Source organism: Atlantibacter sp. RC6 (genome assembly GCF_014193285.1).
Lineage (GTDB): Bacteria > Pseudomonadota > Gammaproteobacteria > Enterobacterales > Enterobacteriaceae > Atlantibacter.
In genome coordinates, this window is sequence record NZ_JACHZE010000008.1 from 36561 (window position 1) to 55628 (window position 19068).

The following is a 19068-nucleotide window of genomic DNA, read 5'->3' on the forward strand; positions in this document are numbered from 1 at the left end:
ATGGTCGAGACGCTGTTAGAAGTGCGCAATCTGAGTAAAACCTTTCGTTATCGCACCGGCTGGTTTCACCGCCAGACCGTGGAAGCCGTCAAGCCATTAAGCTTTACCCTGCGGGAAAAGCAGACCCTGGCGATTATCGGCGAAAACGGTTCGGGAAAATCGACGCTGGCAAAAATGCTGGCCGGGATGGTAGAGCCCACCAGCGGAGAGGTGGTGATTGACGATCATAAACTGCATTACGGCGATTACTCATTCCGCAGCCAGCGCATCCGGATGATTTTCCAGGACCCGTCGACATCGCTGAACCCGCGCCAGCGTGTTTCGCAAATCCTCGATTTCCCCCTGCGGCTGAACACCGATCTGGAGCCGGAGCTGCGCAAAAAACAGATCCTTGAGACGTTGCGCATGGTGGGCCTGCTGCCTGACCATGCCAGCTATTACCCGCATATGCTGGCGCCAGGACAGAAGCAGCGTCTTGGGCTGGCGCGCGCGTTAATTTTACGTCCCAGAGTGATTATCGCCGACGAGGCGCTGGCGTCGCTGGATATGTCGATGCGCTCCCAGTTAATCAACCTGATGCTGGAATTGCAGGAAAAGCAGGGAATTTCGTATATCTACGTGACCCAACATATCGGCATGATGAAGCATATCAGCGATCTGGTGATGGTAATGCACCAGGGCGAAGTGGTGGAGCGCGGCAGCACTGCAGATGTGCTGGCCTCGCCGCTGCACGATCTGACTAAGCGTTTAATCGCCAGCCATTTTGGCGAGGCGCTGACGGCTGACGCCTGGCGTAAAGATCGCTGATCGAGGGGCGGGGCAACCCGCCTGCAAGCCAATTAAAAAGCCGTGCTGATTACCTGAAATTACTATCGGCGCTTTAATATTTATCTTATATTAATTGCCTGAGAGAAATATTCACCTATCTTACTCATCCCACCACGCGTCTTTATAAATCAAGTTAATCAATAATTCCAAAGAAACTATAATTATTGAAAATAAAATTGTTCGTTTTTGAACAAAATTATTCTTCCTCAATATTATTGAATAAAACATCATACATTGTCTTTTTTAGAACATCTATTTCGCTAAAGCCTTGGTGTTATGGAATTAACTTCTTTAAAGGAATCGTGTAGTAAGCGTAAATCCCCCATTTTGCATGACATGCTATTCTGCCCCTACGTTCAATGGGTTTCGTCAGGATAGTTGCAATAACGCCTTTATTTGTTCACACAAACAACATTAATCATCTTTACAGGTTATCAACAATAACAACCCCGTTTGATCGCGTTATGCGGTTGGCGTGCCAGTCATGAGATAAACCTGAAAGTCACAGGCAATTTATAATAGATGAGCGAGAATAGTTTAATAGCTGCAGTAAATAACCCATCACCTCATGCGGCACAGTTAATTGATTCTTTAAAACCTTACCCGTCCCGCCATTATCCGCGGGGCACCCGGCTTGATTTCATTCAGGGTGGCGTAAAAGTATGCCATATTATGGAAAGCGGTATCGCTGAACTGCGCCGTAGCGTAGACCAGATACTGATTGTGCGATTAACCGCACCGACGGTGCTGGGCATCGCTGTTTCCGATGCCTATCTGGTGGTTAAAGAGACCGCGACAATATGTACTCTCCCCCAGGAAGAGGTGCTTCAGCGCATCGAAGAGCGAGGGCTGTGGGAGCTTTTAGCCCGCCATATGATGGTACAGACTAATAAAATATACCTGTACAGTAATCAGATTAGCGCGCCGACGTCGTATGAACTGGTCCGTAAGCAACTCATTGAGTTGATCAATGAGCCTGAATCCCTGCGCAACAGCATTTCAGTCGAACGTTACATCCGCGATAAAGTGCATCTTTCTCGCACCTGCGTGATGAAAATTCTCTCCGACCTGAAAACCGGCGGTTACATCGTGATTGAAGTGGGACGCCTCAAGGAAATCAAGCATTTGCCATTAAAATATTGATGCTGTTTCAAAGGTTGGATCAGTGCAGCGTTATCCGCATGGTATATTAAAGAAATGAATGAGTACGGTGAATGGCATATCGCGATTCCTGACGCATTGGTCTTAGCAAAAAGGCGTGACAACTCCTGCCTGTAAAAGGCTATAATTTCATTCTGCATTCCATGCAATTTGGTTTTAGACTCATAATTGTATGAATTTAAAACAAAATAAGTAACGACGATAAGGATTAAAAGCTATGGGTTTTCTTACCGGTAAGCGCATTCTGGTGACTGGCGTCGCCAGCAAACTTTCCATCGCCTTTGGCATCGCGCAGGCGATGCACCGCGAAGGGGCTGAACTGGCGTTCACCTATCAAAACGACAAGCTGAAAGGCCGCGTGGAAGAGTTTGCCGCTCAACTGGGCTCAAGCATTGTGCTGCCGTGCGACGTAGCTGAAGATGACAGCATTGACGCGCTGTTCGTGGAACTGGCGAAAGTCTGGCCGAAATTTGACGGTTTCGTGCACTCAATCGGTTTCGCGCCGGGCGATCAACTGGATGGCGATTATGTTAACGCCGTGACCCGCGAAGGCTTTAAAATCGCTCACGATATCAGCTCTTACAGTTTTGTTGCTCTGGCGAAAGCCAGCCGCGAGATGCTGAACCCGGGCTCTGCCCTGTTAACCCTCTCCTACCTTGGCGCAGAACGCGCAATCCCGAACTACAACGTAATGGGTCTGGCGAAAGCGTCTCTGGAAGCCAACGTGCGTTATATGGCTAATGCGATGGGTCCGGAAGGCGTGCGCGTCAACGGTATCTCAGCAGGCCCGATCCGCACCCTGGCGGCTTCCGGCATTAAAGATTTCCGTAAAATGCTGGCGCATTGCGAAGCGGTTACTCCGATTCGCCGCACCGTCACCATTGAAGACGTGGGCAACAGCGCAGCATTCCTGTGCTCCGATCTCTCTGCGGGCATCACCGGCGAAGTGGTTCACGTCGACGGCGGCTTCAGCATTGCGGCGATGAACGAGCTGGAACTGAAATAATCCCCTCGGCTGTTTTGCTAAGGCGGGCTACGGCCCGCCTTTTTTATTCCCCGCACGTCTCTGCCCTTCCCCTGTTTATAGCTTTCCGATCTTAAATATCACTGAACAATCTTTTGTGGGCCGTTGCCCTTACGCCAGGATATGGCTGCGAACCAGGCCCGGTCAGCCGACCGGGCTCGGATCTTTCATTTTTTCAAGGAAAGCTCATGGAACAACGCCGCCGCGAAACCGGTCGTAACCACTGGTATCATGAAACTCAGTCAAGCCGCCTTCCTGATGATGTGGTATCGCTGGTACCGGAAGCTGCCTATGTCCAGGATCGTTTTTTGCTTGATTTAGCGGTAGATGACGCCCTGTTGGCTCCGCACCGGTTATGGTTGGCCACTGCCCGTAAGCTCAGCGCGCTGTTTTTCCCCGAACATCTTGTACCCAACCGGCTTAATACCCTGAGCAGCTATGACCGCCTGAGCACCGCGCTCACGGTGGCGCAGGTGTATGGCGTACAGCGGCTGTGTAATCATTACGCCGCTCGCCTCACCCCTTTGCCCGGCCCCGACTCCTCCCGCGAAAGCAATCGCCGCCTGACGCTGATCACCCAGTACGCCCGCCAGCTTGCCAGCCAGCCGACATTGATTGACAGCAATCTGCGCCGCCAGCTCGAAGAGGCCGGGCTGTCCACCGGAGATATCGTCGCCTTTAACCAGATTATCGGCTTCGTGGGTTTTCAGGCGCGGGTCGTTGCGGCGTTTCAGGCCGCGATGGGGATACCGGTACGCTGGCTGCCCGGTTTTGATATTCAGCAGGACGCCCCCATGGAACGGTTTCATCAAACGCCGGCGATCTGGCGCGCCGATTTCCCTCAATACGACGTGCCGCTAGCTAATGAGCGGCTTTCAGAACGCGCGTTACTATGCGCTCAACAGCCGCTGTTGCGCGAACTGGCGGGTTTATTGATTCAGGATCCGCTGGCGCTGGAGCCTTTTGTGCAACTCACTAAGCAGTTGCAGCCTGCGCAGGATATCCACCCTGTCGCCAGCCTCACCGCGCTGGTCAGCGCCCGGATCAACGGCAGCGTTGCCTGTTTTAACGATACAGCCCAGGCATGGCGCGGCGACGCGGGCCTGGTGGACGCGGTGCGCAACGGCGAACGGGCCCTCAATGCCTGGAGCCATCATCATCCGGCGGAGCGGGCCGTTATCCAGGCGACCCAGTGGCTGACTCGCGCGCCTGACCGCTTTAGTGAGACGCATCTCCAGCCGTTAATCGAACAGGGATTCTCGACCGATCAGGCGTTACGCTTACTGATTTGGGCAGGATTTTGCGGCTGGCTCAACCGGCTAAAACTGGGGTTTGGCGATGTCGCATAAACCGCCTGCACTTGCGATTTCAGGCTAAAGAGCGCTTGCTGACACCCCCGGAATCGCGTAAAACTGTCAGCCGCTCAATTGGCCACGAAAATGCGAATATATGTTTCAGGATAACCCGCTGCTAGCGCAGCTTAAACAGCAACTGCATTCCCAAACACCGCGCGCCGAAGGCGTGGTTAAAGCCACCGAAAAAGGATTTGGTTTTCTCGAAGTTGACGCGCAAAAAAGCTACTTCATTCCGCCGCCGCAGATGAAAAAAGTGATGCATGGCGACCGGATTAGCGCCGTGATTCACACTGAAAAAGAGAAAGAGAGCGCGGAACCCGAAACGCTGATCGAACCTTTCCTGACCCGCTTCGTTGGCCGGGTGCAAAAAAAAGACGACCGTCTCTCCATCGTACCGGATCATCCCCTGATTAAAGACGTTATCTCCTGCCGCGCTGCCCGGAATGTTGAGCATGAGTTCCAGAACGGCGACTGGGCAGTGGCGGAAATGCGCCGCCACCCGCTAAAAGGCGATCGCGGTTTCTATGCGGAACTCACCCAGTACATCACCTTTGGCGATGACCATTTCGCCCCGTGGTGGGTGACGCTGGCGCGCCACAATCTGGAACGTGAAGCGCCGAACGGCGTGGCGACAGAGATGCTGGATGAAGGCCTGGTGCGCGAAGATCTCACCGCACTGGATTTTGTCACCATCGACAGCGCCAGCACCGAAGATATGGACGACGCGCTGTACGTTGAACAGGGTGAAGACGGCAGCCTGGCGCTGACCGTGGCGATTGCCGATCCCACCGCATGGATTGCGCCGAACAGTAAACTCGACGGTATGGCGAAAGTCCGCGCGTTTACCAACTACCTGCCTGGCTTTAATATCCCGATGCTGCCGCGCGAACTGTCAGACGACCTGTGCTCGCTGCGCGCCCATGAATCGCGTCCGGCGCTGGCCTGCCGCATGGTGATCCAGCAGGACGGCGCTATCGCCGATGATATTCGTTTCTTCGCCGCCACCGTGGAGTCCAAAGCCAAATTGGCCTACGACAACGTCTCCGACTGGCTGGAAAACAGCGGCGAGTGGCAACCGGAAAGCGAGGCGATTGCCCGGCAGATCCGCCTGCTGCAACAGGTGTGCGAACGCCGCAACAGCTGGCGTCACCAACATGCGCTGGTGTTTAAGGACCGCCCGGATTACCGTTTTGTGCTGGGCGAAAAAGGCGAAGTGTTGGATATCGTGGCTGAACCGCGCCGTATCGCCAACCGCATCGTTGAAGAATCGATGATCGCCGCCAACGTCTGCGCCGCGCGCGTGTTGCGTGACAAGCTTGGCTTCGGCATTTACAACGTTCACGCTGGTTTCGATCCGGCCAATACCGAGCAACTGGCTACTCTGCTGCAATCTCACGGTATGCATGTTGATGCCCAGGAAGTGCTGACGCTGGAAGGCTTCTGTAAACTGCGCCGCGAACTGGACGCCCAGCCCACCGGTTTCCTGGACAGCCGCATCCGCCGCTTCCAGTCCTTTGCGGAAATCAGCACCGAACCCGGCGCGCACTTTGGCCTTGGCCTTGAAGCCTATGCCACCTGGACGTCGCCGATTCGTAAGTATGGCGACATGATCAACCATCGCCTGCTGAAAGCCATCATCAAAGGCGAAACCGCAGAGCGTCCGCAGGATGATGTCCTGACGCCGATGGCAGAGCGCCGTCGCGCCAACCGAATGGCTGAGCGTGACGTCGGCGACTGGCTTTATGCCCGTTTCCTGAAGGATAAAGCCGGGACCGATACCCGTTTTGCGGCAGAAATTATTGATATTAGCCGCGGCGGTATGCGCGTGCGTCTGGTGGATAATGGCGCCGTCGCGTTTATCCCCGCGCCGTTCCTTCATGCGGTGCGCGACGAGCTGGTATGCAGCCAGGAAAACGGCACCGTACAAATTAAGGGCGAAGTGGCTTACAAGGTCACTGACGTTATTGATGTGACCATCGCGGAAGTACGCATGGAAACCCGTAGCGTCATCGCGCGTCCGGCAGCATAGTACCTTTCTCCCCGGTTTGCGCCGGGGAGTCATTCCAGATTTTCACCGCGAAAGCAGCCCATGAATGCTGTTGCTGCTTCCCGTTTCGGCTGAAAGTGACCGCTAAAATAGCCTTTAGTGTTGTTATTCATTAAAAACGGTGAACTAAGCGGATAGTGCTACACTTCACATTGCCACGCTAAATTAATTAACTTCTCCGAAAACAAACTTTTGACGTCTTAATCCTGCTTGCCAGTAACCCTTAATTTTCGCTATAAAATTCAGCGGTTGCGATGATGAAACGGTGTTCAGGAGAACCCATGAAAGATGACCTGGAACAAAACTTGCTGTATCGCTATTTGGGAACGGCCAGCCCTTACTGGCGACTGCCACTGGATAGTAACGCTTTGCAATTATCCACCACGGAAAATGGCGACAGCAATCAGGTTATTAGCCTGACGCCGGAACAGGCGTTGCAAATACGCGAAATGACGGTGATTACCTCCAGCGTCACTCTGAACATTTCCCTTTTCGGCGTGACCATGCCATTACATTTGGTGGGGCGAAAAATCTCCCGGCGTGAATGGGCGGGGACAGCCTCCGCGTGGAATGATACCCCTTCCGTCGCCCGGGATTTAGTTCAGGGGCTGTCATTCGCCGAACAGGTGGTGTCTGAAGCGAATTCGGTGATCGTTATTCTCGATAAGATGGGAAATATCCAACGCTTTAATCGACTGTGCGAAGAATACACCGGGCTAAAAGAGCACGAAGTTATCGGCCAGAATGTGTATAAATTATTTATGAGCCCGTCGGAAGCCGCAGCGTCCCGCCAGAATATATCCATGTTCTTCCGTGATGGCAGTTCTTATGAAGTCGAGCGCTGGATAAAAACCCGCAAAGGGCAACGGCTATTTTTATTCCGCAATAAATTTGTCCACAGCGGCAGCGGTAAGAATGAAATTTTTCTTATCTGCTCCGGCACCGATATTACTGAAGAGCGCCGCGCCCAGGAGCGTTTACGGGTATTAGCCAATACCGATACGGTTACCGGCTTGCCCAACCGCAACGCCATTTATGAAATGATTACCGAAGCGATTACTCAACGCGGCGAAACCCAAGTCGGCGTGGTATATCTGGATTTGGATAATTTCAAAAAAGTAAACGACGCCTATGGGCATCTGTTTGGCGATCAGCTTCTCCAGTCGGTTTCGCTGGCGATATTAAGCTGTCTGGAAGAGGGCCAGGTGTTGGCGCGGCTCGGCGGCGACGAGTTTATCGTGCTGGCCAACGACACCTCCCAAAGCGCGCTGGAAGCCATGGCGTCGCGCATTCTTACCCGGTTGAAGCAGCCGTTTCGCATCGGGCTTATCGAGGTTTATACCAGTTGCTCGCTGGGCATCGCCCTGGCGCCCCAGCACGGGCTGGATCATGAGAGCGTGATCCGCAATGCCGATACCGCCATGTATACCGCTAAAGAAGGCGGGCGCGGCAAGTTTTGCGTATTCTCACCGGAGATGAACCAGCGGGTGTTTGAGTATCTGTGGCTCGATACTAACCTGCGCAAAGCCCTGGATAACGATCAACTGGTTATTCACTATCAGCCGAAGATAACCTGGCGTGGCGAAGTGCGCAGCGTTGAAGCACTGGTGCGCTGGCAATCGCCGGAGCGCGGCATGATCCAGCCGCAGGATTTTATTGCCTACGCGGAAGAATCCGGGCTGATTGTGCCGCTTGGGCGCTGGGTGATGCTCGATGTGGTGCGCCAGGTGGCAAAATGGCGCGATAAGGGGTTGAATCTGCGGGTGGCGGTCAACGTCTCTGCGCGCCAACTCGCCGATCAAACCATTTTTACCGATTTAAAACAGGCGCTGGCGGATCTGGATTTTGAATACTGCCCCATCGATGTGGAGCTCACCGAAAGCTGTTTAATTGAAAACGAAGAACTGGCGCTATCGGTCATCCAACAGTTCAGCAGCCTCGGGGCGCAGATTCATCTGGATGATTTCGGGACCGGGTATTCGTCACTGTCGCAACTGGCGCGCTTCCCCATCGACGCAATCAAACTCGACCAGACCTTTGTCAGCAATGTTCACAAGCAGTCGGTGTCGCAGTCACTGGTGCGCGCGATTGTGGCGGTGGCCCAGGCGTTGAATTTGCAGGTAATTGCAGAGGGCGTGGAAAACGCAAAAGAAGACGCCTTTCTGACTAAGAACGGCGTCAATGAACGGCAAGGTTTTTTATTTGCTAAGCCAATGCCCGCTGCCGCACTCGAGCGCTGGCTCAAACGTTATCAAACCCGAATGATGCGTTAACTGGCTTTACGCAACGCACTGGTGGTGTGGCGATTCTGCAACAGCACCAGCCTTTCCATATAGGCGATGTCCTTTGGCTCCAGGCAGAATGCCGCCTCCACCCAGTCCTCAGTAATATCCATCAACTCAGCGCGCGGCAGCATCAGTACCCGCTGACGGGCGCGCAGCATCGCGCGCACGCCATTAAGCCGGGGTTGCAGCGTATCGATAAAGGTTCGGGTAGCGATATAACTCTGCCCCGGTTCGAATAACTCATCCACCAGGCCGTTTTGCTGATGCCATTCGGCAGTGTGCGACTCGCCGGTAAAAATGAGATTCTCCGCAAGCCGCATCCCTGCCCGCCGGGCTACCAGTGAATAACCGCCCATCCCCGGGAAGAGATTAAACGCTACCTCCGGGAAACCGAGGCGCGCGTCGCGCTGCGCCAGCACAAAATGGTGCGCCAGAGCCGCCTCAAATCCCCCGCCTAACGCGCTGCCTTCGACCATGGCAAGGCTAATCGCGCCGGTATCAAAACCCCGTGAGGCCGCATGTACGCAATCCACGCAGGCCCGCGCATAGGCGCGCAGCGCTTCGCGCCGTCCGTTGCGAATGCAATCGACAAAAAAGTGCAAATCGCCGCCTGCATTGTAGATACCGGGAACCAGAGAACCGGTCACCCAGAAATCGACTTTATACTCGCTTTTCTGCACCAGATAACCCAGGTTCATGATCTCTTCAATCAGGGCATGATTAAAGCAGGGCCGCGGCTGCGCCCGCAGCATCATCCAGACGGTACGACGCTCCTCTTCATACCAGCCGCTGAGCTGGGTAAAACGTGCAGGATCGGTGAATAATTTACAGGTGGGGTGATTAAGAACTGTCATAGTCATTCCTCTGTTATGTTAATGCGATAACCGCAGAGAAAGACTAATTCAAGGCAATTACGTCGGTGAGTGATTACGGTTATTTATAATTATTCTTTATGTTTTAGGATCAAATAATTGGTTAAGACTGGTTTAAAGACGGTATCAAGGCTTCTCTTTTGCGGCGCTTTTTAGCATCATGGTGACTGCTTAATGAATAAGGACGCATCATGTCAACGCTCGACGCCAAAGCCCTTGCCCATCGAATCGACACCGTGCTGGATATTCTGGTGGCCGGTGACTACCACTCCGCCATTAATAATCTCGAAATTCTGAAAGCCGAATTACTGGCGCAGGACCAGGAGCGCGGCGATGAATACCCCTCTCAGCCCAAAGCGCCATGGGAAATATAGTCGCTGCGTAACCGTACTAAACCCGACTGTATCCTGATCGGGATATATTTTATCGTTGAATCGCTGCGCGTAAACGGTCACACTCAACTTTTCGCGCTGCCGCCCTGCTTGCTCATGAATTGCTCAGGACGGCAGGCTTTACCGATAGATGGCTTAGCCACGCTAAACTTGCTGATATGAATTCTCGACAACAAATAATTTTGCAAATGGTCATTGACCAGGGCCGCATGAGCGTCTCCGACCTGGCGAAAACCACCGGGGTTTCCGAAGTGACGATTCGCCAGGATCTGAATCTGCTGGAGAAACACAGTTATTTGCGCCGCGCGCATGGCTATGCCGTCCCGCTGGACAGCGACGATGTGGAAACGCGGATGTTGAATAACTACGCCCTGAAACGTCGTCTGGCAGAATTCGCCGCTTCGCTGGTGAATGACGGTGAAACCGTGTTTATCGAAAACGGTAGCAGCAACGCGTTACTGGCCCGCACTCTCGCCGAACAGAAAAACGTCACTCTGATTACCGTCAGCGGCTACATTGCGCATCTGCTCAAAGAAACGGACTGCGAAGTTATTTTGCTGGGCGGGATCTATCAAAAGAAAAGCGAAAGCATGGTCGGCCCCCTGACCCGCCAGTACGTGCGTCAGGTGCATTTCAGCAAAGCCTTTATCGGCATCGACGGCTGGCAACCAGAAACCGGCTTCACCGGACGGGATATGATGCGCACCGATGTGGTCAACGCCGTGCTTGAAAAAGGCGGCGAAGCTATTGTCCTGACCGACAGTTCAAAATTTGGCGCGGTGCATCCCTATACGCTCAGCCCAGCCAACAGTTTTAGCCGCGTCATTACCGATGACGGGATTAAACCCGACGCCTTGCATCACCTGCGGAGCACCGGGCTTGAAGTAAACTTAATCCCCCAATTCCCCGCCGCGTAATATTTCGGGCCTGCGCGTGATGTGGGCCTTCTCTCTGAGACTATTCCCATCGTCCAATTAGGACTATTTACCTGTATCAATGTTACAAAGAATTTAAAATTACTGTAGCGATATCACAGGAAGTAACTATCACCTGCGTGATGTGAATTACCTGACGCAACCCCGTTTCACGGATCGACGCTTTATTTGGCAGAGAGCCACTATACTTAAGGCGTGACTTCCTTCCGTGAATCAATTATTCAGGAGAAAGTATTATGACATTTAATTACAAAAAAACCGCTGCTGCAATGCTCGCTGTTACGCTGGTTATGTCTCTGAGCGCATGTTCTAACTGGTCTAAACGCGATCGTAACACCGCAATCGGCGCGGGCGCCGGTGCAATTGGCGGTTCCGTACTCACTGATGGCAGCACCCTGGGTACATTGGGCGGTGCAGCGGTTGGCGGTATTATCGGTCATCAGATTGACTAATAATAATGTCAAGAATAATGCTTTAACGTAAAGAACACACAGTATTTGACGTTAGGCTATACGGCAGTCGAAATTAATGGCCACGGTAATTTCCGTGGCCATATTATTTTATCCGCCCGCCAGTTTAACTTTCATCCCTTTGGCTTCCAGCAACGATTTGATTACATCGCGCTTATCACCCTGAATTTCAATAATCCCGTCTTTTACCGCACCGCCGCAGCCACATTTTTTTTTCAGCTCAGCCGCAATTTTATTCAGCGTGGCGTCGTCTTCATCAATGCCGCTGATCAAACAGACGCCTTTCCCCTTGCGTCCGCTGGTCTGGCGCTGAATGCGCACGATGCCATCCCCTTTCGGGCGCTCAGGTTGCGTTTTCGGCTCATCAATGCGCCCGGTTTCGGTGGAGTAGACTAACCGGCTGTTGTCGTCTTTCATTGTGCCTCCCGCAGGCTGGCCAGAATATCGCGCAGGGTTTGTGATGGGTTTTCCGACTGGGTCACCGGGCGGCCAATCACCATATAATCCACTCCCGCCTGTTGCGCCAGTTGTGGCGTCATGATCCGCCGCTGATCGCCCGCCGCGCTGCCCTCAGGACGGATACCCGGCGTCACTAATTTGAAGGCGTTACCCAGCGCCGATTTAAAACGCACCGCTTCCTGCGCCGAACAGACCACGCCGTCAAGACCGCACTGCTGCGTCAAGCGCGCCAGACGCTCAGCATGTTCCGCCGGAGAAAGCGTGATGCCGATATCCGCCAGGTCGCTGGCTTCCATGCTGGTAAGCACGGTTACGGCAATCAGCAACGGCGCGTCCTGGCCAAACGGCACCAGCGCCTCGCGCGCAGCCTGCATCATCCGCGCCCCGCCGCTGGCATGAACGTTCACCATCCAGACACCCAGATCCGCCGCTGCCGCCACGGCTTTCGCCGCCGTGTTGGGAATATCATGGAATTTAAGATCGAGGAACACGTCAAATCCGCGGCTATGGAGATCACGCACCAGCTGCGGTCCAAACCGGGTGAACATCTCTTTGCCGACTTTGAGCCGACAATCCTGCGGATTGATCTGATCGACAAAGGCCAGCGCTTTGTCGCGGTTATCGTAATCCAGGGCAACCACAATCGGTGAATCAGTCGCAGAACGGGAAGTGGAGGCAAGTAGCGTCATGACCAGACCTTCTGATAGGGGCACCGATAAGGCGCGAAACAATAAACGGCAAGCATTCTACCTGCGGCGCCTGAAAATTTACAGGCGCTTAACGCCCTGCCCGACAAAGACCGGCACGGTGTCGCGTCAGGCTGCCTTGGGATTTTAAAGTATGTTGTAACTAAATTGATAGGTTAAAAAAATTATTGTCCATCCAGACCGCGAATGGGCTTGATGGTGGACCAGGCCCGGCAGGACGGGCAATGCCAGTACAGCGTAAAGGCGGTAAAACCGCATTTCTGGCAGCGATAGCGCGGTTTGGTGCGCATCTGCTCGCCTACCATATCGCGCAGCGCCAGCAGACTCTCTTTGGCACGGCCCTCTTCCGCTTCGTTGAGGTGATAATCCATCAGGCGATGGAAGACCCGCATCGTCGGGTGACGCTGCAGTTGACGGGTGATATACACCTGCGCCGCATCGGAGCCTTCTTGTTGCTCCATCAGCTCAGCAAGCATTAATTCCGCCACCGCGCCGGTGTTTTCTTCAACGCAGCGTTTCAAAAATTCCGCCCATTCTTCGTGCTTGCCCAACTGCTGGTAGCAGGTTTGCAGCATCTCCAGGGTTTCACCCACCAGCTCGCGATCCTGCTCAATCACTTTTAGCAGCGACTCCATCGCTTTGGCATAGTCCTGCTTATTGATGTAAATGCGCCCCATCATGATAGAGACGCGCGCGCTGTTGCTGTCGGCGGCGGCGCCCTTTCTCAGCAGGCCCAGCGCTTTATCCATCTCGTCACTGGCCATCAGTTGCAGCGCCAGTTCGCAATAGAAATGGGCAATCTCTACGCGATGATTTTCCTTGCCAAGCTTCACCAGCCGTTCGGCCACGTCGATCGCTTTTTGCCAGTCGCTGGTCGCCTGATAAATTTGCAGAAGCTGTGAGAGCGCGCTGATGCGAAAATCAGTTTCATCCACCAGTTGGCCAAACATTTCTTCCGCACGGTCATACAGCCCGGCGGCCATATAGTCGCGGCCCAGTTGCTGTACCGCAAGCAAGCGCTGTTCGTAGGTCAGCGAGGCGCTCTCCATTAAAGTCTGATGAATACGGATAGCCCGATCAACCTCCCCGCGCGAGCGGAAAAGGTTACCGAGTGTCAGGTGCGCTTCAACGGTGCCGGTATCTTCTTTCAGCATCTCGAGGAACAGATCAACCGCCTTGTCCTGCTGATTGCTCAACAGAAAGTTAACCCCAGCGACGTAGTCCCTGGAAAGGCGGTTGGTTTCCTGATCCTTCGCCTGTTGTGCACTTCTGCGCCCCATATACCAGCCATAGGCGGCGGCAACAGGCAGCAACAGAAATAACAGTTCCAGCATCGAATCAGCCTTTTACCGCTGGCGCGGCAGGCGGCGTGGTTTCCGGCAGCGGAGAGAGCTGGTTTTCCAGGCGCTTAACTTTGCGCTCGGCACGCGCCAGTTGCACGCGTACCCGCAGCCAGAACAGCCCGCAGATTAACCAGCCAATGATAAACCCCGTCGCAAACAGCACGGCCAGTAGTGTAGAGATACGATATTCACCCTGAGCCAGCAGATAATTGAAGGTTACCTGCTGGTCATTTTGCGCACCCAGCGTGACGGAAATGACAAATATCGCTAATACCAGTAAGAAAATGAGTAAATATTTCACATTACTTCCCGTTATGTGGTTTGAGCGAATAAATCGTGTTCAACCCTTTCTTGTAACGCTATAAATTAACATTTCCTGGCTAATCGGGAAATCAGAATACGCCATCACAAAGGGAATAAATGCGGTTCTGACACCCGCTTTTCAAGCCAACGCTATTCATTTTCGCGTTCCGCGATCTCTTTTTTCTCTTCCATCGGCGGCGTGAATGGCCCACATAATCTCTGCGCTATCCAAACCGCCAGTGTGACCAGCAGCCAGGAAATCAGCGTGGCGACCACCAGATCACGCGGCCAGTGCATACCCAACAACATACGGCTGGCCATCACGCCGCTGGCCCACACTAACAGCACCGCCAGCGTAATGGTGCGGCGGCGCGGCCATAACAGCCCCACGCCCAGCAGTGCCCAGCTGGCGGCGAACAGGGTATGACCCGAAGGAAACGCAAAACCGGTCTCTTTCTGCCAGTGTTTGCGTAACCAGCCCGGAATGCTCGCCTCGTTCTGCAACTGCTCTTTGACTAAGTGCCCGCGATCTTTACGCTTTAAATTGTAGAAGTCGTCTACCGGAACGTGGCGCGTTTTTTCAAGCCAGATAACAAAAGGCCGCGGTTCCTGTACCGAATCCTTGATCCAGGATTTGACGCCCTGCCCAATCAAAATGGCAGCGCCTAAGATCAGGAATAGCACAACCGCAGCGCGCAGGCGATAACGCAAACACCATAAAAACCAGCCGCAGAGTAGCACATGCGTAATGATCCCCCAGGGTTGGGTAACGGTTTCGGTGATCCAGAACATGCCCTTTAGCCACCATGAGCCGGCGGTGGGCTCCCATTGCCAGCCGGAGATCCAAACCAGCAGCGGCATCACCAATAACAATCCCGCGCCAAAGGTGGTGCGCTTAGCAATCGACAGCATGACCTCTCCTTCCTCTTTTTGTCACACAAGGATAACCGAAAATTTAACATTCACCCATTTACCGTCCGTTTTGTGCGCTTAACATTTGCGTGACCGGGCTCACAGTAGGCGAACGGCAGTGCATTGTGGCAAAATAGCGTCAATAACAGAAAGCCAAAATAATGGCTGGCGTGAAAACGCCCTATAACGATCCGGAGAATCACATGCAGCTTAAACGTGTGGCGGAAGCCAAATTGCCAACCCCCTGGGGCGATTTCCTGATGGTAGGCTTTGAAGAACTGGCTACCGGTCACGATCATGTCGCACTGGTGTTCGGCGATATTACTGGCGACGCGCCGGTGTTGGCACGCGTACATTCCGAATGTTTAACCGGCGATGCGCTGTTCAGCCTGCGCTGCGACTGCGGCTTTCAGCTTGAAGCCGCGCTGTCCCACATTGCTGAAGAGGGCCGCGGCATCCTGATGTACCATCGTCAGGAAGGCCGTAATATTGGCCTGCTGAATAAGATCCGTGCCTACGCGTTACAGGACCAGGGTTACGATACCGTGGAAGCCAATCACCAGCTCGGCTTTGCCGCTGATGAGCGAGATTTCACCCTGTGTGCTGATATGTTCAAGCTGCTGGGCGTCAATGAAGTCCGACTGCTGACCAATAATCCACGCAAAGTGGAAATCCTCAGCGAGGCGGGGATCAATATCGTCGAACGCGTGCCGCTGATTGTGGGGCGCAACCCAAACAACGAACACTATCTGGATACCAAAGCCGCGAAAATGGGCCATCTTCTGTCCCGCGACTGAGTTTTCGAGACGATCAAAAAGGCCTGCATTTGCAGGCCTTTTGCTTTTAAGTCAGCATATTGCGTATGACAAAGTGCAGGATGCCGTCGTTCTGGTAATAGGTGAGCTCATTGCCGGTATCGATGCGGCAGCGGCAATCCACCACCTCTTTACGGCCATCGGCCCGGGTAAACGTCACTGGCACCGTCGCGCCCGGCGTCAGCGATTGCAACCCGCTGATGTCGATCTGCTCTTCCCCGGTCAGATTCAGCGTTTTACGCGTCACGCCCTGCGGGAACTCCAGCGGCAGGATGCCCATGCCAATCAGGTTAGAACGGTGGATTCGTTCAAACGATTCGGCAATGACTACCCGCACGCCCAACAGACGTGGGCCTTTAGCCGCCCAGTCGCGGCTGGATCCGGAACCGTACTCTTTCCCGGCAATCACCGCCAGCGGAGTGGATTTGGCCTGATAGGCTATCGCCGCGTCGTAAATCGACATCACTTCATCGCCTGGCAGTAGGCGCGTCATTCCGCCTTCTACGCCCGGCACCATTTCGTTGCGGATGCGGATATTAGCAAAGGTGCCGCGCATCATCACTTCATGGTTACCACGACGAGAGCCGTAAGAGTTGAAATCGCCCCGCTCTACCCCGTGGCTTTGCAGATAACGGCCTGCCGGGCTATCGGGTTTGATACTGCCTGCCGGGGAGATATGGTCGGTGGTGACCGAATCGCCCAGCATCGCCAGTATGCGCGCCTGGTGGATATCCTCAACCGGCTTCGGCTCCGCCAGCATCTCGTCGAAGAACGGCGACAGGCGAATATAGGTCGAATCATCCTGCCAGCCGTAGGTATCAGAGCGTTCAACCTCAATGGATTTCCACTCGTCGGTGCCTTCGAACACTTCGGCATACTCTTTGCGGAACATATCGGTGGAAACCTGCTCTACCGCCCGGGCGATCTCCTGCGATGACGGCCAGATATCTTTCAGATAGACCGGATCGCCTTTTTTATCATGGCCCAGCGGATCGGTGGCCAGGTTGACGTTCATATTGCCCGCCAGCGCATAAGCCACCACCAGCGGCGGTGAGGCCAGCCAGTTGGTTTTAACCAATGGATGAATGCGGCCTTCGAAGTTACGGTTACCCGAAAGCACCGCCCCCACGGTTAAATCGCCTTTTTTGATGGCCTGCTCGATAGGATCCGGCAGCGGCCCGGAGTTACCGATACAGGTGGTACATCCGTAGCCCACCAGGTTAAAGCCAAGTTCGTCGAGGTAAGGGGTCAGCTTCGCCTGGGCCAGATAATCAGACACCACTTTCGACCCCGGGGCCAGCGAGGCTTTTACCCACGGCTGGCGTTTAAGCCCCAGGGTAACTGCTTTTTTCGCCAGCAGCCCGGCGGCCATCAGCACGCTGGGGTTGGAGGTGTTGGTACAGGAGGTGATCGCGGAAATCACCACCGCCCCGTCAGGCAACTGATACTGCTGCCCGTTCATCACATAATCCACCGGTTCGCGGTCTTTCTGGCTGCGGTTGACCTCCAGCTCGTTGCTGGCGGCAAACGCGGCAGGCACCTCATTCAGCGCCACGCGATCCTGCGGGCGTTTCGGCCCGGCAAGGCTCGCCTGTACCTCGGCCATATCCAGCGCCAGCGTGCTGGTGAACACCGGCTCATCACCGGTATTGCGCCACATACCCTGGGCTTTGGCATAGGCTTCCACCAGCGCCACCTGCTCTTCGCTGCGCCCGCTGAGCCGCATATAGTTCAGGGTTACGCCGTCAATCGGGAAAAACCCGCAGGTCGCGCCATATTCCGGCGCCATGTTAGCAATGGTCGCTCGGTCCGCCAGCGGCAAATCGTCCAGGCCATCGCCGTAGAACTCGACGAATTTTCCCACTACGCCATGTTTGCGCAGCATTTGCGTCACCGTCAGCACCAGGTCGGTGGCGGTGATCCCTTCCTGTAATTTACCGGTGAGTTTGAAGCCCACCACATCCGGAATCAGCATAGAAACCGGCTGGCCGAGCATAGCCGCTTCCGCCTCAATGCCGCCCACGCCCCAGCCGAGGACGCCGAGGCCGTTAATCATGGTGGTGTGGGAGTCGGTGCCGACCAGCGTATCCGGGTAGGCCACCATTTCGCCGTCCTGCAATTCACTCCATACCGCTTTACCGAGATACTCCAGGTTTACCTGGTGGCAAATGCCGGTGCCCGGCGGCACCACGCTGAAACGGCTGAACGCCTGCTGTCCCCAGCGCAGAAACACATAGCGTTCATGGTTGCGCTCCATTTCCAGACGCACGTTCTCTTCAAACGCGTCATCGTTACCGAAATGGTCAACCGTCACCGAGTGGTCGATGACCAGGTCCACCGGCGAGAGCGGGTTCACCTTAGAAACATCACCGCCCAGGCGTTTTACCGCTTCACGCATGGCGGCCAGATCCACTACCGCGGGCACGCCGGTAAAGTCTTGCATCAGCACACGTGCCGGGCGGTAGGCTATTTCCCGGTCGGCATGGGCGTTTTCCAGCCAACCGGCCAGCGCCACGATATCTTCATGGGTAACGGAATCTTCGTCCTGCCAGCGCAACAGGTTCTCCAGCAGCACTTTTAACGACTTGGGCAAGCGCGAAATATCCCCAAGTACCCTGGAAGCCAGCGGCAGACTGTAATAGTGGTAAGTTTTATCGAGTGCCTGCAGCGTATCCTTACTGGCTTCGCGTAGTGTCGACGACATATGCTCCTCCTTAATAGCTGAGATGCGATACCCTGACGATAATCAGGGTTTGTATTAAAGATAACACATACATATCGTAACGTTTTGATAACAACCCAAATTGATAAATCGACGGCACAGATGGGGGGTTAATGATATTATTCGCGATGCGAATTAATGATAATAAACCCAGCATCTGGCTGAATGATTGCCTTCTCAAGATTTAGCATTAATAACTAGAATTATAATTTATAACATTATAAAAATATAATTTAACGCAAATATTAAGATAATAATTCTAAACCAATCCCAAAACATAAATCCGCGCTTAAATAGCAAGAATTTGTGCGCCACATCATAAAGCCAAAATATCTTGCTTAAAGGCTATTGATAATTCGCGTCGCGAAAAATAAGGTTGATGTACTTCATCGCCACAAAGGAATTCACGCACCTGTAGATCATTTTTAATTTCAGAAA

17 protein-coding genes are annotated in these 19068 nt (G+C 53.9%); 10 read left to right on the plus strand and 7 right to left on the minus strand.

Going from position 1 to position 19068, the window contains the following annotated elements; genetic code table 11:
• The 6 genes from sapF (at position 1) to pdeR (ending at position 8688) form a co-directional block, all read left to right on the plus strand.
• Positions 1-807 carry a putrescine export ABC transporter ATP-binding protein SapF gene (sapF, locus tag FHW74_RS16800; RefSeq protein WP_183171519.1) on the plus strand — a complete coding sequence of 269 codons (807 nt, stop codon included), beginning with the start codon at positions 1-3 and terminating at the stop codon, positions 805-807.
• Positions 808-1500: 693 nt separating this feature from the next.
• Positions 1501-1971 (plus strand): helix-turn-helix domain-containing protein, encoded by a 471-nt coding sequence (locus FHW74_RS16805; protein WP_183171520.1) that lies wholly within the window; start codon positions 1501-1503, stop codon positions 1969-1971.
• 235 nt (positions 1972-2206) lie between these two features.
• On the plus strand, positions 2207-2995 hold the full coding sequence (gene fabI / locus FHW74_RS16810; protein WP_183171521.1) for an enoyl-ACP reductase FabI: 789 nt from the start codon (positions 2207-2209) through the stop codon (positions 2993-2995).
• Positions 2996-3201: 206 nt separating this feature from the next.
• Complete coding sequence (locus tag FHW74_RS16815; RefSeq protein WP_183171522.1) at positions 3202-4362, plus strand: carboxymuconolactone decarboxylase family protein; 1161 nt, start codon at positions 3202-3204, stop codon at positions 4360-4362.
• Positions 4363-4462: 100 nt separating this feature from the next.
• On the plus strand, positions 4463-6397 hold the full coding sequence (locus FHW74_RS16820) for an exoribonuclease II (RefSeq protein ID WP_183171523.1): 1935 nt from the start codon (positions 4463-4465) through the stop codon (positions 6395-6397).
• A 299-nt stretch (positions 6398-6696) separates the two neighbouring features.
• Positions 6697-8688, plus strand: a complete 1992-nt coding sequence (gene pdeR / locus FHW74_RS16825) for a cyclic di-GMP phosphodiesterase (protein ID WP_183171524.1) — start codon at positions 6697-6699, stop codon at positions 8686-8688.
• Here pdeR and FHW74_RS16830 read toward each other — a convergent pair.
• Positions 8685-9554 (minus strand): crotonase/enoyl-CoA hydratase family protein, encoded by an 870-nt coding sequence (locus FHW74_RS16830; RefSeq protein ID WP_183171525.1) that lies wholly within the window; start codon positions 9552-9554, stop codon positions 8685-8687. The genes pdeR and FHW74_RS16830 overlap by 4 nt on opposite strands.
• A gap of 209 nt (positions 9555-9763) precedes the next feature.
• Here FHW74_RS16830 and FHW74_RS16835 point away from each other — a divergent pair, with 209 nt between their 5' ends.
• The 3 genes from FHW74_RS16835 to osmB all read left to right on the plus strand — a co-directional run bounded on the left by FHW74_RS16835 (position 9764) and on the right by osmB (position 11351).
• Positions 9764-9946, plus strand: a complete 183-nt coding sequence (locus tag FHW74_RS16835) for a hypothetical protein (protein ID WP_183171526.1) — start codon at positions 9764-9766, stop codon at positions 9944-9946.
• Between the two features lie 176 nt (positions 9947-10122).
• Positions 10123-10881 (plus strand): DNA-binding transcriptional regulator YciT, encoded by a 759-nt coding sequence (locus FHW74_RS16840; RefSeq protein ID WP_183171527.1) that lies wholly within the window; start codon positions 10123-10125, stop codon positions 10879-10881.
• A 254-nt stretch (positions 10882-11135) separates the two neighbouring features.
• A complete protein-coding gene (osmB, locus tag FHW74_RS16845; protein WP_183171528.1) occupies positions 11136-11351 on the plus strand; it encodes an osmotically-inducible lipoprotein OsmB in 216 nt (71 codons plus the stop codon).
• A 108-nt stretch (positions 11352-11459) separates the two neighbouring features.
• Here the strand turns inward: osmB and yciH are convergent, their stop codons facing one another.
• The 5 genes from yciH to pgpB form a co-directional block, all read right to left on the minus strand.
• Positions 11460-11786: a stress response translation initiation inhibitor YciH gene (gene yciH / locus FHW74_RS16850; protein WP_183171529.1), complete on the minus strand. Its 327-nt coding sequence runs from the start codon at positions 11784-11786 to the stop codon at positions 11460-11462.
• Positions 11783-12517 (minus strand): orotidine-5'-phosphate decarboxylase, encoded by a 735-nt coding sequence (gene pyrF, locus FHW74_RS16855; protein WP_183171530.1) that lies wholly within the window; start codon positions 12515-12517, stop codon positions 11783-11785. Before pyrF ends, yciH begins: the two co-directional genes overlap by 4 nt.
• 182 nt (positions 12518-12699) lie before the next feature.
• Positions 12700-13869 (minus strand): lipopolysaccharide assembly protein LapB, encoded by a 1170-nt coding sequence (gene lapB, locus FHW74_RS16860; protein WP_183171531.1) that lies wholly within the window; start codon positions 13867-13869, stop codon positions 12700-12702.
• Positions 13870-13873: 4 nt separating this feature from the next.
• Positions 13874-14179: a LapA family protein gene (locus tag FHW74_RS16865; protein WP_183171532.1), complete on the minus strand. Its 306-nt coding sequence runs from the start codon at positions 14177-14179 to the stop codon at positions 13874-13876.
• 152 nt (positions 14180-14331) lie between these two features.
• Positions 14332-15093, minus strand: coding sequence for a phosphatidylglycerophosphatase B (pgpB, locus tag FHW74_RS16870; RefSeq protein ID WP_183171533.1), 762 nt, complete (start codon positions 15091-15093; stop codon positions 14332-14334).
• Positions 15094-15296: 203 nt separating this feature from the next.
• Between pgpB and ribA the strand changes: the two genes are divergently transcribed.
• Complete coding sequence (gene ribA / locus FHW74_RS16875) at positions 15297-15890, plus strand: GTP cyclohydrolase II (protein ID WP_161658841.1); 594 nt, start codon at positions 15297-15299, stop codon at positions 15888-15890.
• A 46-nt stretch (positions 15891-15936) separates the two neighbouring features.
• On the opposite strand, the gene acnA is transcribed toward ribA, so the two are convergent.
• Positions 15937-18612, minus strand: coding sequence for an aconitate hydratase AcnA (gene acnA / locus FHW74_RS16880; RefSeq protein ID WP_183171534.1), 2676 nt, complete (start codon positions 18610-18612; stop codon positions 15937-15939).
• Positions 18613-19068 lie beyond the last annotated feature (456 nt).

Bases quoted from the DNA above. Each gene is read 5' to 3' on its own strand.
- pyrF (WP_183171530.1), bottom strand. From the start codon at position 12,517: ATGACGCTACTTGCCTCCACTTCCCGTTCTGCGACTGATTCACCGATT.
- ribA (WP_161658841.1), top strand. From the start codon at position 15,297: ATGCAGCTTAAACGTGTGGCGGAAGCCAAATTGCCAACCCCCTGGGGC.
- sapF (WP_183171519.1), top strand. From the start codon at position 1: ATGGTCGAGACGCTGTTAGAAGTGCGCAATCTGAGTAAAACCTTTCGT.
- osmB (WP_183171528.1), top strand. From the start codon at position 11,136: ATGACATTTAATTACAAAAAAACCGCTGCTGCAATGCTCGCTGTTACG.
- FHW74_RS16840 (WP_183171527.1), top strand. From the start codon at position 10,123: ATGAATTCTCGACAACAAATAATTTTGCAAATGGTCATTGACCAGGGC.
- lapB (WP_183171531.1), bottom strand. From the start codon at position 13,869: ATGCTGGAACTGTTATTTCTGTTGCTGCCTGTTGCCGCCGCCTATGGC.
- FHW74_RS16805 (WP_183171520.1), top strand. From the start codon at position 1,501: ATGGAAAGCGGTATCGCTGAACTGCGCCGTAGCGTAGACCAGATACTG.
- acnA (WP_183171534.1), bottom strand. From the start codon at position 18,612: ATGTCGTCGACACTACGCGAAGCCAGTAAGGATACGCTGCAGGCACTC.
- fabI (WP_183171521.1), top strand. From the start codon at position 2,207: ATGGGTTTTCTTACCGGTAAGCGCATTCTGGTGACTGGCGTCGCCAGC.
- pgpB (WP_183171533.1), bottom strand. From the start codon at position 15,093: ATGCTGTCGATTGCTAAGCGCACCACCTTTGGCGCGGGATTGTTATTG.
- FHW74_RS16830 (WP_183171525.1), bottom strand. From the start codon at position 9,554: ATGACAGTTCTTAATCACCCCACCTGTAAATTATTCACCGATCCTGCA.
- pdeR (WP_183171524.1), top strand. From the start codon at position 6,697: ATGAAAGATGACCTGGAACAAAACTTGCTGTATCGCTATTTGGGAACG.
- FHW74_RS16815 (WP_183171522.1), top strand. From the start codon at position 3,202: ATGGAACAACGCCGCCGCGAAACCGGTCGTAACCACTGGTATCATGAA.
- yciH (WP_183171529.1), bottom strand. From the start codon at position 11,786: ATGAAAGACGACAACAGCCGGTTAGTCTACTCCACCGAAACCGGGCGC.
- FHW74_RS16820 (WP_183171523.1), top strand. From the start codon at position 4,463: ATGTTTCAGGATAACCCGCTGCTAGCGCAGCTTAAACAGCAACTGCAT.
- FHW74_RS16835 (WP_183171526.1), top strand. From the start codon at position 9,764: ATGTCAACGCTCGACGCCAAAGCCCTTGCCCATCGAATCGACACCGTG.